The organism is Ruegeria sp. N4, from assembly GCF_056531425.1.
The window spans coordinates 1-16124 of the sequence record NZ_JBQFLT010000004.1; the positions used below are offsets into that span (position 1 = coordinate 1).

Genomic DNA, 16124 nt, shown 5'->3' on the forward strand with positions numbered 1-16124 from the left:
TCTCAACCGTCTTTCCGATCCGTCAGCACCGTCTCTCCGGTGCGCCACCAGCGCCTCAGCAGCGCCGGTGAAGGGCGTTCTAAGCATAACCCTTCACAGCCGCAAGCAGAAAAATGCATTCTGGCGCATTTTTTTGCATAGCCAATGAAAATGTATATTTTTCAATTGTTTAACCACCCGCCAAACACCAAGCTCTGCACCAGCCCGGTACTTGTGGGGCCTCGCAGTCGCTGTTCCGAACCAAGGCCTACACAGTCCACCACTATATATAGGGCATCGATGGCCACCGACTACTAGGCTACGCGACTCGGTGTGGTGAATCGGCCTTGCTCAACACCGCATGAATCGATGAATCGGGATAGTTTCCCGCGCCCAACGGCGTGATGTGCGCAGGATAGATTTGGGTAGCATTGAAAAGCCACCCCGACACCGCACCCGACCTTGCGCATTTCTGCGCGATGCGCTCTGGTTCCCAGGGAATGAGCAATGACGATAATGCGGGACGGATATGACCCTCACCCCCACTTTTCCTGCTATACACAATGTCGGCTTTGACGGGGCCCTGGTGACGTTTGCAGACACTATGTCGGATACCGCAAACCGGGCCGCGCTGGCGTTTCGGGCCGCGTTTGATGCCTTGGATCTGAGCGGGGTTGTTGAGACCTCGGCGTCTCTTGGATCGGCCTATGTGCGGTATGATCCGCAGCGGCTGACCTATGGTGAAATCACTTCCAGCCTCCACCAGCTTTTGGTACAGCAGGATTGGTATGCGACGCCTTTGCCGACGGGACGCAGGTTGTGGCGGGTTCCGACTGTGTATGGCACCGATCTTGCCCCGCAACTGCATGAAGCGGCAGCCGCCGCCGGATTGAGCACCGCCGAGGCCATTCGCCGCCTCAGCCAGTCCCGCGTGCGGGTTCTGACGATTGGCTTTGCGCCGGGCCAGCCTTACCTCGGCCCCCTTGGGCCCGAGTTCGACATACCGCGCCTGCAAGAGTTGAACCCGATGGTGCCTGAGGGGGCTCTGGTCCTTGCGATTTCGCAGTTTGTTCTGTTTTCCGGCCCCACCCCGACTGGATGGCGGCATATCGGTCAAACTGCGTTCCGGTGTTTCCGGCCCGAGATGGAAGAGACCTTCACCCTGAGGCCCGGCGACGAATTGCAGTTTGATCCCATTTCGCGTGACGAATTGCAGAGCATTCGCACGAACAACGAAGACGGCCTTGGCGGCGCAACGTGTCACGAGATTGCGTCATGAGCCTGATTGTTAGACGTATCGGCCCCGCATGCACCATTCAGGACCAGGGGCGCACGGGGTATCTGGATCAGGGACTGTCCCGGTCCGGGGCTGCCGACATTCTGGCGCTGCATGAAGGCGCGGCCTTGTTGCGGCAAAGCCCGGACTTGGCCGCGTTGGAAATGGCAGGCATGGGGGGCGAGTTCGAAGCCACTCAGCCCACGCGTATCGCGCTGACCGGCGCGCCTATGCAGGCCAGTATCGATGGCGCGCCTATTGTTTGGAACGCATCCCATCATCTGGAACCCGGGCAACGCCTGACGATTGGTGCGACGTTGCAAGGCAATTATGGCTACCTTCATGTGGTTGGCGGCATCGATACCGAGGTGTTTCTTGGCTCACGCGCCACCCATCTGACGGCTAAAATCGGGCGCGCGGTCGAGGCGGGCAACACCCTTCCCGTAGGGCCGGATGCAGGCGAGGCCGGACGCAAGCTGCCCCCCAGCGACCGGTTCAACGGCGGCACATTGCGCGTTGTGGCCAGCTTTCAGACCCCACTGTTTGATGACACGACGCTGGGCCGTTTCACGCAAACCCAGTTCCGGCGGGGTGCCCGCGCCAACCGGATGGGCATGCAGATGGAGAGCGACGGTGAAGGGTTCGCCGCGAAGGGGCAGTTGAACATCCTGTCCGAGGTGATCACCCCCGGCGACATCCAGATGACCGGAACCGGCAATCCGTTCATCCTGCTGCCCGAATGCCAGACGACCGGCGGTTACCCCCGGATTGCAACCGTTCTGCCCTGCGATATGCCGCGTGCCGCACAAACCCCGGCAGGTGGCACGATCCGGTTTCAATTCGTGACGATGGATCAGGCGATGGAACTAGATGCGGCCTTTCGGGCGGATCTTGCCCGCCTGCCGGGACGCGTTGAACCGCTGGTGCGCGACCCGCATGACATTCCGGACCTGTTGTCCTACCAATTGATCGGCGGAGTGATCTCTGCCACCGACCAAGGAGACCGTTAGATGCCGCGCGTGGATCTGAATGCTGATATGGGCGAAAGCTTTGGCCCGTGGAAGATGGGCGATGACGAAAGCCTGTTGAAGATCATCACCTCAGCCAATATCGCCTGCGGGTTTCATGCGGGCGACTGGGACGTGATGGCCAAGACAATGGCCTTAGCCGCCGAGAACAATGTGGGCATTGGCGCACATCCGGGCTTTCCCGATCTTCAGGGCTTTGGCCGGCGCAATATGAAAGTGCCCCATGACAGCCTGCGCAATCTGGTGCGGTACCAGCTGGGCGCGGCGATGGGCATGGCGGCTGCTGTTGGCACCAAGGTGCGGCATCTGAAACTGCATGGAGCTTTGGCCAATATGTGCTCGGTCGATATCGACATGGCGCGGGCCTGCTATCAGGGGGCGCTGGATGTCGATCCGGAAATCATCATCATGGTGCTCGCCGTCACAAAGCAGGAAGAAGCGGTACGCGAGCTTGGCTGCAAATGGGTGGGCGAGATCTTTGCCGACCGTGCCTATAACGACGACGGCACTCTGGTCGATCGCAGCCGGCCCGGCGCGGTGATCCATGACCCCGAGGTTGCCGGGCCGCGCATCCTGAACATGGTTCGCGAGGGCGCGATCATCACTGAATCCGGCAAACGGCTTGAGACCTCAATCGATACGATTTGCCTGCATGGCGACGGGCCGACGGCTGTGCAGATTGCCCACTCGGTCCGGGAAAACCTGATTGCGGGCGGGGTCGAGGTGACAAAGTTCACCAGATAGCCATCTGGCCGTAATCCAGGCGGTCCAGGGTCTGGCTGTTGCCCGAACGGGGTTCAGCGCCTAGCATGCCTGCAAGTGCATGTTCTGAATACCGTTATTGCAGCAACACGCTTGCAGCCAGATTTCCGCAAGGAGGCGCCAATGTCTTTCGATCTGATGTCTTATGAACCCCGAGGCGACAAGAAGAACTCGGACTTCTTTCACGAATACCTGCCGATGATCTATGAACGGCGGACAAGTTCGGGGATTGCGGATCAGGTTGGCCCCATGCGGGCGATTGTCATACAGGTCGAAACCGCCGCTCTGTTCGATACCTTGGTCGAATTGTATGTGATGACGCCCTATCGCCACTCGGCCAGCTATTTGGGGCGGACACACAAGTTCTCGGTGCTGCATTCGCACTCTGACTACCCGGCGCTGATCGTGATGGCACCGCTGAGCGAAACATTTGAAGACTTCATCCCGCGTATCAACCGCATGTACCCGCTGGCCCGCAACACCCCTCAGACCCGGTATGTGGGCGAGGTTTTTGCCGCAAGCGATCTGACTGCGCTCAGCAAAACGCTGGAGGATCAGAATATCCGGTTCGAATACCCCGGCGACACCGAGAATCCCTTTTACACGCTGGACGGGTTTCGGTTTACCACCCCGTCCGATTTCACCTGCAATCGGGTCGGTTACTCGACGCTGGATTTCAATGATCCAGACAGTCTGGGCCTCGGGGATCGCGTTTTGCTCAGCGATGCCGAGAAGGCGAAACTGGATGAGGCGGCCGCGTTTGCCGAGGACAGCAAGATTGGGCCGCTGATGCTGGGGATCGACCACCTTGCCACGCGGGTTCTGGCGGGTGAGCGTGAGGATGCGATCCTCGAATTTCTGACCATGGTGCCCTATTATTTCTGGGGCGCATACAACATCTTCGACATGAACTCGTCCACCAATGTGAACCGCAACGCCAATGTGGATGACGACAAGAAATCCCCGGCCAAGGTGTTCACCGCCAACAACACGCCGTCCTTTGTGAATTCCTTCGCCAAGCTGCCGATGCCGACCGAGGATTTCGTGCGCAATTTCGGCCGTCGCCTGCACCACATGGCGGTCGAGATACAAGACGGCGATCATGGCGCGGGTGAGAAGAATGTCGATTTCGTCGTCAACACGCTGAAGGACAAGGGCGTGCCGTTCCTGGCGCATGTAGTGGGTGAGTGCAAAGATGATCCGAACCTGAAACAGATCTTCTCAAAACACTCGAAGAACACGCTGCTGATCACCGAATATATCGAACGCTGCCACCACTATGACGGGTTCTTTACCAAGGACAACGTGGCCGCACTAACGGCGGCTGCCGGGCAGGACGAGCAGTATGAACATGGGCATGTGTTCGACTGACATTCCCGGATGAAAAAAGGGCTGCGAAACCTCGCAGCCCAGACCCATCAGGAGAGAATATGCCGGGCCTTATGACGGCCCGATCATGAAACAGGTAACATTGCGCGCCTGCAACCGGCGGCAGGCCAGATCGGCCTGTTCGCGGGTCATGCCCTGGAATGTGGCCTCGAACCCTTTCGAGCTTTGATTGACCTTGCGCAGCGTGCCCTCCAGCGTGGTCATTTCCGACAGCGCTGTTTTCAGCAAGATCTTCTCGGCCTCATATCGCGTGGTGTAGCGACCGACATTGACGCCCCAAAGATGCCCGCCGGATGTGGACAGGCGGGTGACAACCTCTTGCTCGGGTTCGGGCTGTTCCGCAGGTTGTGTCGATGCCAGAACCAGGTTGTCCGGCCGCAATGCAGGGCGTGTGTCCGAGCTTTCCACCGGAGGAGCGGTGGGTGCAATATCAGCCTCGGCAATGGCCGCTGCGATGCCGCTTTGGATACGGTCACGATCCTGATCTGCCGTCTCGGCGATTGCGCTGGCAACTTGCGTGGCCGCGCTTGGACGCAGAACCGGGCGCAGGCTGGCTTTGGGCGCGCCGCTAATGCTGGCCACCTGAGTCGAGCCGCCAAGCCCCGTATTGCCCGCGTAAGAGGGCCGCGCAGGTTTGCGGATCGGCGCGCGTGACGGCGCACGACGAAAGCCCATATCCAGCAGTTCGGCCACCTTGGCATTGCGCGAGGCGCTGGATTTGCCGCCAAACACGGTTGCGATGATGCGCTCATCCTTACGCTTGGCCGAGGCGACAAGGTTGAAGCCCGCAGCACGGGTGTAGCCTGTCTTGATCCCGTCCGCGCCCCGGTATGCAGCCAGCAGGCGGCGGTTCGTATTGGGAACCGTCTTGATCCCGGCATGGGTCGATTGGCGCGAGAACAGGTTGTAATACTGCGGATAATCATACAGCAGATGCCGCCCCAGCGTGGTCATGTCTCGCGCAGTGGACAAATGCCCCGACTCGGTCAATCCGTGTGCGTTCTTGAAGGTCGTGCGGCTCATGCCCATGGCCTTGGCCGTGCGGGTCATGCGACGCGCAAAGGCGGCCTCGGACCCGCTGAGCGCGATGCCGATGGCGGTTGCTGCGTCGTTGGCCGATTTCACAGCCGCCGCGCGAATAAGGTACCGGAAGGCGATGGTCTGGCCCGAGCGCAGGCCCAGTTTCGAAGGTGGCTCTGCCGCCGCAGCCCGGGTGATACGAACCGGGGTATCCAATGTGATCTCGCCGTTCCGCACCGCCTCGAACGCGATATACAGCGTCATCATCTTGGTCAGCGATGCCGGATGAAGTCGGGTGTCCGCGTTGCGGGAATGAAGAACCTCGCCCGTGCGGGCATCGATCACCATGGCAGCGTAGGGTGCGGCCAAAGATTTAAGCGGCGCAAAAGAAAGCACCATCAACAATGCGATGAGAAATAAGCCCATTCGGGCCGGAACTGTCCGCCGAATCTGCACGATCTTTGCCTCTGTCTGCCTCGCGCCGCCGGGTTTTCCCGGTCAGCTAAAATTTATTCTGCTTGTCAGAAAGGCTAACACAGGGGCCGTGTGAAATAAACCGAAAGCTGCGGTTTTCGCAGTTTCGTTATGGTCCGCATCCGCAGCTATATCTAGGCGCGGCGCGACCTTGGCCCTACTACATCGGCGAAGTTGGCGGGAACGTGGCGTATCCCAAAGCGGATTTTTCGGAACTGAGGCCGAATGGCAACATTACCCGAGTTCCTGGATCAGATCGCTGAGATCGCCCAAATCCCGCAGCTCACGGAATCGCGGATCATCAACGGGGGCGTCGGCATGCTCGACCTCCCACACCAGTCCATGCGGCACGTAAACGCCCCAGGAACCAGCCTGAATCGGGGCCACAACATCCGACCGCATCGAGTTGCCGACCATCATGGCCGATGCCGGGCCATCGCCATGTACGGTGAAGATCGACCGGTATGTGTCGGCTGTCTTTTCCGAGACAATTTCGACCGCGTCGAACAAGTCGCCCAACCCCGACTGGGCCAGTTTACGCTCCTGATCAATCAGATCGCCCTTGGTGATCAAAACAACGCGATATTCGTTGGTGACCGCCTCAACGGCTTCGCGGGCATGGGGAAGCAACTCGATCGGATAGGCCAACATCTCTTGCCCGGCTTCGATCAACTGACGGATCACGGATGCAGGCACACGATCCTCGGTCACCTCAATCGCCGTTTCGATCATCGACAGGACAAAGCCTTTGATGCCGTAACCATAGTGACGGATATTGCGTTTCTCGGCGGCCAGAAGACGCTCCATCAGGTGATCGCGGTCGGCGTGGTCTTTCAGCAAGCTGGCGAAATGCGCCTGCGTCAGTTGAAAGAACCGCTCGTTATGCCAAAGGGTGTCATCCGCGTCGAACCCGATTGTGGTCAGTTTTTCCACCATTCAGAATACGCTCTCTTCCTCTTTTCTCTGCGCCCATCGACGTTATATAAGCGCTCAGATAAACCCAATGCCTGAATCGGACAGAAGCGCGCGATGCTGGAAAACCCCTGGATGATGTCTGACAAATCGGATGACGACGCCGACTCGTCCGTTCTGGTTCAGACGCGGCCAAAGACCAAGCGCCCTCCGCTCTATAAGGTGTTGCTGCTGAATGACGATTACACGCCGATGGAGTTTGTGGTTCACGTGCTTGAGCGTTTCTTTGGCATGACCCATGCGCAGGCGTTCGAGATCATGCTGACCGTGCACAAGAAGGGCGTCGCCGTTGTCGGCGTGTTCAGCCACGAGATTGCCGAAACCAAAGTGGGTCAGGTGATGGATTTTGCCCGACGCCATCAGCACCCGCTGCAATGTACAATGGAGCGCGAAGAGTAAGCCCCGCGCTGCTGTTCGACGCATTCGAAGATGTCCCCTCGCCTCGATCTCGCCCTGCAAAGCGGTTTGACGCTGTCGCACCCGCTGACAGTGATCGGCCCGACGCCCGAGCAGGATCTGTCCGACCTGCCGCGTGATACGCAGGTCGTGCAGCCGTTCAAACCGTTTCACGATCACTTTGCGTCGCTGGGTTTCGCCGCAGTGCCCGAAGCGGGCGCACCCTGTCAGGATGCAATTGTCTTCCTGCCCCGCGCCAAGGCTCTGGCCCGCGCGCTGATCGATCAGGCCTGCACCCGTGCCAGTGGTCTGGTTGTTGTTGACGGGGCCAAAACCAATGGCGTGGACAGTATCCTGAAAGACGTGCGCAAGCGTGTGTCTGTCGAAGGGCCGCTGTCCAAGGCGCATGGCAAGATATTCTGGTTCCAATCCGAGCCTCAGGCCTTTGCCGATTGGGCCGCGCCCAAGGAGCAGATGGTCGACGGGTACCGGACTGCGCCCGGCGTATTCTCATCGGACGGCATCGATCCAGCCTCGGCGCTTCTGTTGCAAGCCCTGCCCGAAAAACTGGGACCACGCGTTGCCGATCTGGGGGCCGGTTGGGGGTATCTCTCAGCCGAATTGCTAAAGCGCGACCGCATCACATCCTTGCATCTGGTCGAGGCGGATCACACGGCGCTCGACTGTGCCCGCGCCAATGTGACCGACGACCGGGCCGCGTTTCACTGGGCAGACGCTGTGACGTGGAAGGCCAGCGAGCCTTGCGATACCGTCATCATGAACCCGCCCTTTCACACCTCGCGCAGCGCTGATCCCGCGTTGGGTCAGGGGTTTATCACTGCTGCCGCCCGCAACCTGACCCGCAATGGCGATCTGTGGATGGTCGCCAATCGCCACCTGCCCTACGAGGCCACGCTGGCCGAGACTTTCGCGCATGTGGAAGAGGTTGCCGGTGACAATCGGTTCAAGGTCTTTCATGCCTCTCGCCCTCGACGCTGAGGCCCGTTAACCTGCCCCCCAACTCAGGAGGATTCGGATGTCCTTTTCCATAGCTGGCAAGACAGCAATCGTCACAGGCGGGGCCAATGGGATCGGGCTGGCCATTGGACGCCACTTTGCCGATGCCGGGGCGAATGTGATGTTCGCTGATATGGACGAAAAGCGTCTGGTCGAGGAACTGGGCGAGCAGGCAGATGACAGCAATATCCGCTATTTCGCAGGCGATTTGCGCGAGAAACTGACCATCGCCAACCTTCTGTCGGCCACGCTGGACGCGTTCGATCAGGTGGACATTCTGATCAACGGCGCGCGGCAGGTGATCCCGTCCGATCCGCTGGACCCCGATGACGACTCGGTCCGCTCGCTGCTGAACCAGAACCTGATGCCCGCGTTGCGTCTCAGCCAGTTGGTGGCCAAGCGCATGATCAAACAGGCCGGGGACGAGGACGAAAACCCGGCCGGATCGATCATCAACCTGTCCTCGATTGCCGCCCGCCGAACCCATCCCGATCTGATGGCCTATTCGGTGTCTACGGCTGCGCTGGATCAGATGACACGCTCGCTGGCCGTTGCACTGGCCCCGAACCGGATACGCGTGAATTCCATCGCGCTGGGATCAGTCATGAGTGCATCCTTGCAGTCCACGCTCAAGGAAAACCGCGACTTCCGGGATGACATTGAAAAGCATACCCCGCTGGCCCGTATCGCTGCACCCACCGAATTGACGGAAACGGCCCAGTTTCTCGCATCCGACGCTGCCGGCTTCATCACCGGGCAAATCCTGACAATCGACGGTGGCCGGACCCTGCTGGATCCTGTTGCCGCGCCAGCTCACTAAGACCTCATGTTCGATACAGAAAAAACCACTGCCTCTGCCTGGTTCCGTCAACTGCGCGATGACATTGTTGCCGCCTTTGAAGCGCTGGAAGACAGCCACGACACAGGCCCGTTCTCGGACGCCCGACCGGGTCGGTTCGAGGTCAAGGAAACCACCCGCCACTCCGAGGATGGCTCGGACGCAGGCGGCGGTCTGATGTCGGTGATGCGCGGTGGGCGTGTGTTTGAAAAGGTCGGGGTCAATGTCTCGACCGTCTTTGGCACGCTGGGCGAACGCGCGCAGCAGGCAATGGCGGCGCGCAAGGGTATCCCCGGAATGACCGAAGACCCGAGGTTCTGGGCGTCGGGCATCAGTCTGGTGGCGCATATGCAGAACCCGCATGTCCCGGCGGTGCACATGAACACGCGCATGTTCTGGACCCCGCACGCCTGGTGGTTCGGCGGTGGTTCGGACCTGAACCCCTGCATTGAGTATGATGAGGACACGGCCCATTTCCACGCGACGCAAAAGGCCCATCTGGACCCGCACGGCCCCGGCCATTACCCGCGACTGAAAGGCTGGGCCGACGAATATTTCTACATCCCCCACCGCAAACGCGCCCGCGGCGTTGGCGGTATCTTCATGGATGATTACTGCACTGGCGACTGGCAGGCCGATTTCGCCCTGACGCAGGACATCGGCGAAGCCTTTCTGCCTGCCTTCCTGCCGCTGGTTGAAAAGCGCCGGGTGCAGTCATTCTCGGACGCCGATAAAGAGACGCAACTGGTGCATCGCGGCCTCTACGCCGAATACAATCTGGTCTATGACCGAGGCACGAAATTCGGTCTGGAGACCGGGCATGACCCGGATGCCGTGCTTATGAGCCTGCCGCCTCTGGCGAAATGGATCTAAAGCTCAGAACCCGAAATCTATGAAGTTGTCATAGCAGTAGTTCTGCGCCGAGGATGCCGACATATTCTCGCCCACCCGTTTGACGGTGATCGAGTATCCGGGGTTCGTATCCGCACCAGGCGGCGGGGTCAGCGAGAACTCAACCGTCCGCACACCCGGCTCATAGGCTTTCGAGATGTAAATCCGCTGGTTGTTCGGCACGCCCAGCGAACGGATCGCAAAATCGCCAATGCCACACCAATAGTTCACAGGGGCGGACGAACCGATGGCTTTGACGCTGTAGGTTCCCTCACCGACCTGAGTGATCTCGGTCCGGTACTGGGGCTGAACGCTCAGGCCAAATCCGACAGCTTGCGCCAAATCGGGCATAACCATCCCGCCTGTGACCAAAAGAGCTGATAAAAGTCTCATAGGCAAAACACCCTGAATGAACTCCGTTCTCTGTCAATAACATAGATGCCGTGCAGCATGAGTAAAGCGGTCAGAGGACCCCCTGTCATTTGTCCTGCAAGATCCGCCCGCCAACATCCTGCGGTGCCAGCGCAACGGTTTTGATCACCGTATGGCACGCCACGCCGGGTTGCAGACCCAACGCCGAGACCGAGCGTCGCGTGACCCGCGCCAGAACAATGCCCGCTGGCGTTTTTACCGACACAATCGCCCCCGGCCCATCACCCGCGCGGATCGAATCCACCTGCCCGCTCAGCACATTCAGGGCCGACAGACCCTCGGGCGGGTTGCTGGACAGAATAACCTCTTGCGCGGGGATACGAATGCGCAGGGTTTCCCCGACCTGATGCGCGATGCGCGGCAGGAACAACCGCTCGCCCCCGGCATCCAACTCGGTCAAACCGTCAGAATGATGTTCCCGCACCCGCACTTGCAGCACGGCCCCCACGGCGCGAATGCCGGCGGGGGCGACAGACGGGTCGGACAGAACCTCGGACGCCAGGCCATGCCGGGCCACCTTGCCGTCCTGCAGCGCGACCACCGACGTCGCAAGACGTGCGACCTCGGCCGCTGAATGGGTAACATAAAGGATCGGGACCGACACTTCATCGCGCAGGCGTTCGAAATAGGGTAGGATCTCAGCCTTTCGCGCGTCATCCAACGCGGCCAGAGGCTCGTCCGCAAGGATCAGGCGCGGGCTGGCCAGCAAGGCCCGACCGATGGCAACGCGCTGTTTCTCACCGCCTGACAGCATGGCCGGACGGCGATCCAGCAGATGACCGATGCCCAGCATCTCGATAACCTTGTCGGGGTTTTCCCGCTTTGCCTTGCGCTGTGCAAACCAGCGGCCATAGGCAAGGTTCTGGCGCACGGTAAGATGCGGAAACAGGCGCCCCTCTTGAAAGATATAGCCCAGACGCCGTTTGTGCGGGGGCAGCCAGTTCTGGTGATCGGTGTCGAACAAAACCCAATCATCCACGGCGACCCGACCGGCCTGTGGCCGCAGCAACCCGGCGACGGCGTTGACCACCGTGGTTTTGCCCGACCCGGAGCGTCCGAATAGAACCGTCACCCCCGGCGGCGCGTCAAAGGTCAGATCCAGATCGAGCCCCGGCAGGCTGTGTTGCAGGCGAACAGAAAGGCTCATGTCCCGGCCACCCGGGCAGCAGCGCGCCGCCCTACATATTCCGAGAGCAGCAGCGCAGACATGGCAATCACGATCGAAATGATCACCAGTCTGGTCGCAGCGGCCTCACCGCCCGGAACCTGCAGGAAGGCGTAAACGGCCGAGGGCAAGGTCTGGGTCTGCCCCGGAATGTTGGACACAAAGGTGATTGTGGCCCCGAACTCTCCCATCGCTTTGGCGAAGGCGAGGATCGAGCCCGCGATGATCCCCGGCAGGATCATCGGCAGGGTTACGGTTGCGAACACCATCAGGCGAGACGCCCCAAGCGTTGACCCGGCCTGTTCCAGCCGTGGGTCCACAGCTTCGATCGACAGGCGTATGGCGCGGACCATCAGTGGAAAGGCCATGATCCCTGCGGCCAAAGCCGCCCCGGTCCAGCGAAACGCGACGACAATTCCGAACTCGGCCAGAAACCGGCCCATCGGGCCCTGAATGCCGAAGGTCAGCAACAGCAGGTATCCGGTGACCACAGGTGGCAGGATCAAGGGCAAATGCACCAACCCGTTCAGGACCTGACGACCCGGAAACCGCCAGCGCGCCAGCGCGTAGGCCACAAATATGCCGAAGGGCAAAGTTGCCAGCGTCGCCCAGAAGGACACGCGCAATGACAGCTTCAACGCCTCCAACTCTGCCGGACCCAACCACTCCATCTGCGTCACTCGCCCGGCAGGGCAAAGCCCTGATTTAGAAACACGACCTCAGCGTCCTTGGTCTGTAAATAATCCAGAAACCCTGCGGCGTCTTTGTTGGCAGCACCGGTCAAAGCGGCAGGGTAGATAATCGGCTGATGTGCCTCGGACGGTATCGTGCCCACAACGCCAACGCGTGTTTCAGCGATAGCATCAGACCGATATACAACCCCCAGCGGGGCCGCGCCGGTTGCAACCAAAGCCAGCGCCGCGCGGACATTGTCCGATTGCGCCACCTGCCCTTGCACCGCATCCCACAAGCCAAGAGTCTGCAACGCCTCTTTGCCGTAAATGCCCGCAGGCACCGCATCCACCAAAGCCATGGCCAGATACCCACCCGCCAGTTGACCCGAGAGATCATATCCGGGTGAAAGCTGTCCATCCGACGCCCGGTCCGCCTGTCCAATCAGAACCAACCCATTTGCCAACAGGTCCACCCGCGATTTAGGGTCGATCCATCCGCCCCCTTCCAGCGCGTCCATCCAATTCCGGTTTGCGGACATAAACACATCCACCGGCGCACCCAATTGAATCTGGCGCGCCAAGACCGACGAGGCCGCATAAGACACGGTCACATCCACGCCCGTCTGCTGTGTGTAGTCCGAAGCAATCTCATCCAGCGCGGTTTTCAGGCTGGCTGCGGCGAATACCAATATCCCCTCTGCCCCGGCCCGTATCGGAGCCAGCAGAACTGCGATCAGAACCATAAAGGCCAAAACTGTTCGGCGGGCCATTGAAAGGGCCATTGAAAGGGCCATTGAAAGGGCCATTAAAACTCCCAGCTGGAAAGTTACCATCCTGTTTGGGAATATCGGAGGCTGCATGGACCACGCAAGCGCGTTTCCTGACGCACTTTGGATAAGGTAGAAAAAACTTCGATCGGACAACGTTTTTGGCCAAAAGCCCAGGCATTGGGCGTGCGGTCCTCCCACCGTTCCCGGTGAAACAAATCTATTCAAGAAATTCCACCCGACCCTCTTGCGCCCGCCCGCAGGCTTGGCTACATGCACCGTCACGGGTGATTAGCTCAGTTGGTAGAGCGCTTCGTTTACACCGAAGATGTCGGGAGTTCGAGTCTCTCATCACCCACCATCCTTTCCCAGCACTGCACCAGTGGATTGCCTGACAGTCACCTCGTCGGATTCTGCGCGCGGGTTCCGGCCCGCAGTGATGGGTCCGATGGGTTTGTCCAACTCTGATTTCCGTTTCGAGGCGGCAGGTAATCTGTAGGCAAACAAACGGCTATCGACGCGTTGAAAGGCTGAGAGCCGGGCCAACTTGCTCAAAATGAATTGGCCGCGCCTAATCGACCAGCTTCATGCACACGCTTGCGTTTCTATCGCGAATAGAACCCGTCACGAAGCTCTTGCCTGAGGCGCAAACGCTCGGGGTATTCCTTCAGAAACTGCTCGGGCGGTTTGCCTTCCCAGACTTGCGCGTAGACCCGCATCTTGTTGCCGCCATAGATCTTTGCAAGGTCTTCGTTGGAATATCCACGCGCCCAAAGATCATCGGTAATCGCGGCCAGTATCTTGGCAAGTTCGCCGTTGCCGGTCGCCCCTTTGTTGAAGGCGTCGATCATGTACCCTCCGTCATCGTACATGCTCGCGTTTGCAGTCGCGAACTCCACGACCAGTTCGAGCGAGAACATGTCATCCGTTGCGATCCCGACATGGTCGACGCCCACAAGTTGAACGTAGTAGTCGATCATATCGGCGGCTTGTTTCGGAGAGATATCCTCGGGCCAGACACCGTCCATCATCCATTCGGTGAATGTCGGAGAAACATATCCCCCCGATTGGGCCGCGCGCAGCGCCTCGTCATCGGGAATGGCCCGATAACACCCGCGCGGCGTGGCATTGGGTTCGTTCGCATAAAGACCGGCAGGGACTGAATGCGTGTAAACATAGGGTACACCGGGGTAGGTCTCATCCATGTAATCCATGGCGTCATTAGCTGTTTTGGAACCAGTGTGGCTGAGGTCCAGCAGGATACCGAACCGCACCATTTCATCAATGACAGACTTCCCCCAAGGGGTCAGCCCGATGTCGCGCCCGTTATAGGCCGCCAATTGCCCTGATCCGGTTCGGAAGATGTCGTTGTAGGCCAGGATCATACTCTTGATCCCCATATCCTTGAGCAGGGCCATCTTCTTTAGATCGCCGTCCAGAATCGTGGCCGTTTGGCTGTTCCAGATGACCGCCGTCTTTCCTTGAATATGGGCGGCTTCAATATCGCGGGTTTCGTTCACGATCAGGTAGTTTTCCGGTTGCTGCGCCATCGCCGCGCGGAAATGGTAATGCTGTTCAAGAAAAGTCTCAAAGGACATATCCGCCGCAGCGAGCGTCATCTCATGCCCCGTGATGCCGTTTTCCCGGGCCCGTGTGAAGTAAGTGTGCAGCTGCTCATACTCGGTCCAACCGGTCCCGTAAGGGCTGGCCAACATGCCAAGCACGATTGTGTCCTGCACAAATTGCTTCGCTTCATCTGATGCGTCCCATGTCTTGCTTTCTTCGCTTGCGTGCAATGCGCCAGCAAAAGCAAAAGCGACTATGCTTGCGGTCAACAGGGTCTTCATTGCGGTACCTCCAGACAGAAATCCAAGACAGATGCTGCGTGATACCGGCATCAGAAAACGATCCGGGTTCGTAGACCTAACAGCGTGATGCTGTCCTGATCGGGGTTCTCAAGCGGGTTGGAAATGAACTGCAGCGACGGTGTGATCTGCAGCCCGGGTGAGATTGAAAAGCGATAGAATGCCTCAAGCGTGAACTGTGTGCCGTCTATGCCTCTTGCCTCGGCCCAATTCAGGCCAAGCCCGGCCAGATCGGTATTGCGACCGTAATAGCCCAAACCGGCCGAGACGGATCGGTCATAAAGCGCGGCTGTCCCTTTTGAGGCCCCGGCCCGAAAGAATGGCATCCATCTGTTGTCGACAAACCAGGCCGCGGAAAACGCGGCGCCATAGTCCTCCGGACGGCTGCCATCGTCGGCTGCATCCGCATGCCAAAGGGTCAGGTGGATATTGTCGAAGTAGATGCGATCAAAGCCAGAGGTGTAGCCAAGTTCGAGTGATTTGAAGAGTTTGCCATCGCTGAACACATCAAAATTTGGATCAGACGGGTCGGCGTTTGCGTCGGAGACGCTCGCGACGGCATAGACGTTTTTGCTGAGCTTTATCCCACCGGCAACGCCAAGACCTTGATTGGGCGTGTTAATGGTCGGGTTGGTGTTGAAGGACAGGTTCTGGAACCCACTATAAGGGCTGACCAGCCCGTAGATATCCACAAAGTCCGTCACGTCGATTTGCCCGATTTGCAATGTCCAAGAGCCATCTCTGGCCCTTTGGGTCCAGAACAGATTGGTCAACAGCAAACCGTTGTCGTTGAATGCTGTTCCCGTAATCGCGCGCGCGCCGCCATCCAAGCCAAGAAACTGCGGGACAACATCCGTGTAACGGTGCCGATCTTCGATCTTGAACGTCAGCGAACCCCGTTCCGTCGCCTGCCAACTGCCATAGATACGCGCGATTCCACTGGCCGCTTCGCCGGTTCCCGGATCAGCATTCGTTATTTGGCCCAACGCCAGGTAATCAATGTTGAACCGAAACCCGTCCTCAGCCAGCCTGTCCTTCCACTGGAACCAGCCAGCAGCGATGTTGCGCGGAAAATCCGACCGGTACTGCGGGTTGGTCAGACCATCTCCGGGCTCAAGATCAGCTTCAACGGAAGAGGGTCCCGACAATCCCTGCGCCATCGCTGAACCAGCAAAAGCA

At 59.3% G+C, this 16124-nt stretch carries 16 protein-coding genes and 1 tRNA gene; 9 read left to right on the forward strand and 8 right to left on the reverse strand.

The window, feature by feature from the left end; all coding sequences use genetic code 11:
• Positions 1-508 precede the first annotated feature (508 nt).
• The 4 genes from ACR0LW_RS07855 (at position 509) to ACR0LW_RS07870 (ending at position 4416) form a co-directional block, all read left to right on the forward strand.
• On the forward strand, positions 509-1258 hold the full coding sequence (locus ACR0LW_RS07855; RefSeq protein WP_480882160.1) for a 5-oxoprolinase subunit B family protein: 750 nt from the start codon (positions 509-511) through the stop codon (positions 1256-1258).
• Positions 1255-2265 (forward strand): 5-oxoprolinase subunit C family protein, encoded by a 1011-nt coding sequence (locus tag ACR0LW_RS07860; RefSeq protein ID WP_480882161.1) that lies wholly within the window; start codon positions 1255-1257, stop codon positions 2263-2265. The genes ACR0LW_RS07855 and ACR0LW_RS07860 overlap by 4 nt, the downstream gene beginning before the upstream one ends.
• The gene (locus ACR0LW_RS07865; RefSeq protein WP_480882162.1) at positions 2266-3027 is read left to right on the forward strand and encodes a LamB/YcsF family protein; all 762 of its coding nucleotides are present in this window, start codon (positions 2266-2268) and stop codon (positions 3025-3027) included. It abuts the gene before it with no gap.
• 141 nt (positions 3028-3168) lie between these two features.
• The gene (locus ACR0LW_RS07870; protein WP_480882164.1) at positions 3169-4416 is read left to right on the forward strand and encodes a hypothetical protein; all 1248 of its coding nucleotides are present in this window, start codon (positions 3169-3171) and stop codon (positions 4414-4416) included.
• A gap of 69 nt (positions 4417-4485) precedes the next feature.
• Here the strand turns inward: ACR0LW_RS07870 and ACR0LW_RS07875 are convergent, their stop codons facing one another.
• Together ACR0LW_RS07875 and ACR0LW_RS07880 are read right to left on the reverse strand one after the other, a co-directional pair.
• Positions 4486-5880, reverse strand: a complete 1395-nt coding sequence (locus ACR0LW_RS07875; RefSeq protein ID WP_170455430.1) for a D-alanyl-D-alanine carboxypeptidase family protein — start codon at positions 5878-5880, stop codon at positions 4486-4488.
• A gap of 282 nt (positions 5881-6162) precedes the next feature.
• Positions 6163-6864, reverse strand: a complete 702-nt coding sequence (locus ACR0LW_RS07880; protein ID WP_480586438.1) for an HAD family hydrolase — start codon at positions 6862-6864, stop codon at positions 6163-6165.
• Between the two features lie 93 nt (positions 6865-6957).
• Between ACR0LW_RS07880 and clpS the strand changes: the two genes are divergently transcribed.
• Genes clpS through hemF form a run of 4 tightly spaced genes read left to right on the forward strand, consistent with a single transcriptional unit; the run spans position 6958 to position 10024 of the window.
• The gene (clpS, locus tag ACR0LW_RS07885; protein ID WP_170455433.1) at positions 6958-7299 is read left to right on the forward strand and encodes an ATP-dependent Clp protease adapter ClpS; all 342 of its coding nucleotides are present in this window, start codon (positions 6958-6960) and stop codon (positions 7297-7299) included.
• A 30-nt stretch (positions 7300-7329) separates the two neighbouring features.
• Complete coding sequence (locus ACR0LW_RS07890) at positions 7330-8295, forward strand: class I SAM-dependent methyltransferase (RefSeq protein ID WP_480882165.1); 966 nt, start codon at positions 7330-7332, stop codon at positions 8293-8295.
• Positions 8296-8332: 37 nt separating this feature from the next.
• A complete protein-coding gene (locus tag ACR0LW_RS07895) occupies positions 8333-9133 on the forward strand; it encodes an SDR family oxidoreductase (RefSeq protein ID WP_170455437.1) in 801 nt (266 codons plus the stop codon).
• A 6-nt stretch (positions 9134-9139) separates the two neighbouring features.
• Positions 9140-10024 (forward strand): oxygen-dependent coproporphyrinogen oxidase, encoded by an 885-nt coding sequence (hemF, locus tag ACR0LW_RS07900; RefSeq protein WP_480882166.1) that lies wholly within the window; start codon positions 9140-9142, stop codon positions 10022-10024.
• 3 nt (positions 10025-10027) lie between these two features.
• Here hemF and ACR0LW_RS07905 read toward each other — a convergent pair whose 3' ends face one another.
• From ACR0LW_RS07905 to modA, 4 genes are all read right to left on the reverse strand, one after another.
• Positions 10028-10435 (reverse strand): hypothetical protein, encoded by a 408-nt coding sequence (locus tag ACR0LW_RS07905; RefSeq protein WP_170455441.1) that lies wholly within the window; start codon positions 10433-10435, stop codon positions 10028-10030.
• Positions 10436-10520: 85 nt separating this feature from the next.
• The gene (modC, locus tag ACR0LW_RS07910; RefSeq protein WP_480882167.1) at positions 10521-11621 is read right to left on the reverse strand and encodes a molybdenum ABC transporter ATP-binding protein; all 1101 of its coding nucleotides are present in this window, start codon (positions 11619-11621) and stop codon (positions 10521-10523) included.
• Positions 11618-12310, reverse strand: coding sequence for a molybdate ABC transporter permease subunit (gene modB, locus ACR0LW_RS07915; protein ID WP_480882168.1), 693 nt, complete (start codon positions 12308-12310; stop codon positions 11618-11620). Before modB ends, modC begins: the two co-directional genes overlap by 4 nt.
• Before the next feature lie 5 nt (positions 12311-12315).
• Entirely contained in the window at positions 12316-13083 is a 768-nt protein-coding gene (gene modA / locus ACR0LW_RS07920; protein WP_480882169.1) for a molybdate ABC transporter substrate-binding protein, read from the reverse strand.
• A 282-nt stretch (positions 13084-13365) separates the two neighbouring features.
• On the opposite strand from modA, the gene ACR0LW_RS07925 reads away from it, so the two are divergent.
• Positions 13366-13441: transfer RNA gene (locus tag ACR0LW_RS07925), tRNA-Val, on the forward strand.
• A gap of 244 nt (positions 13442-13685) precedes the next feature.
• Here the strand turns inward: ACR0LW_RS07925 and ACR0LW_RS07930 are convergent.
• Entirely contained in the window at positions 13686-14927 is a 1242-nt protein-coding gene (locus tag ACR0LW_RS07930) for a membrane dipeptidase (RefSeq protein WP_480882170.1), read from the reverse strand.
• A 50-nt stretch (positions 14928-14977) separates the two neighbouring features.
• Complete coding sequence (locus ACR0LW_RS07935; RefSeq protein WP_480882171.1) at positions 14978-16105, reverse strand: carbohydrate porin; 1128 nt, start codon at positions 16103-16105, stop codon at positions 14978-14980.
• Between the last annotated feature and the right edge of the window lie 19 nt (positions 16106-16124).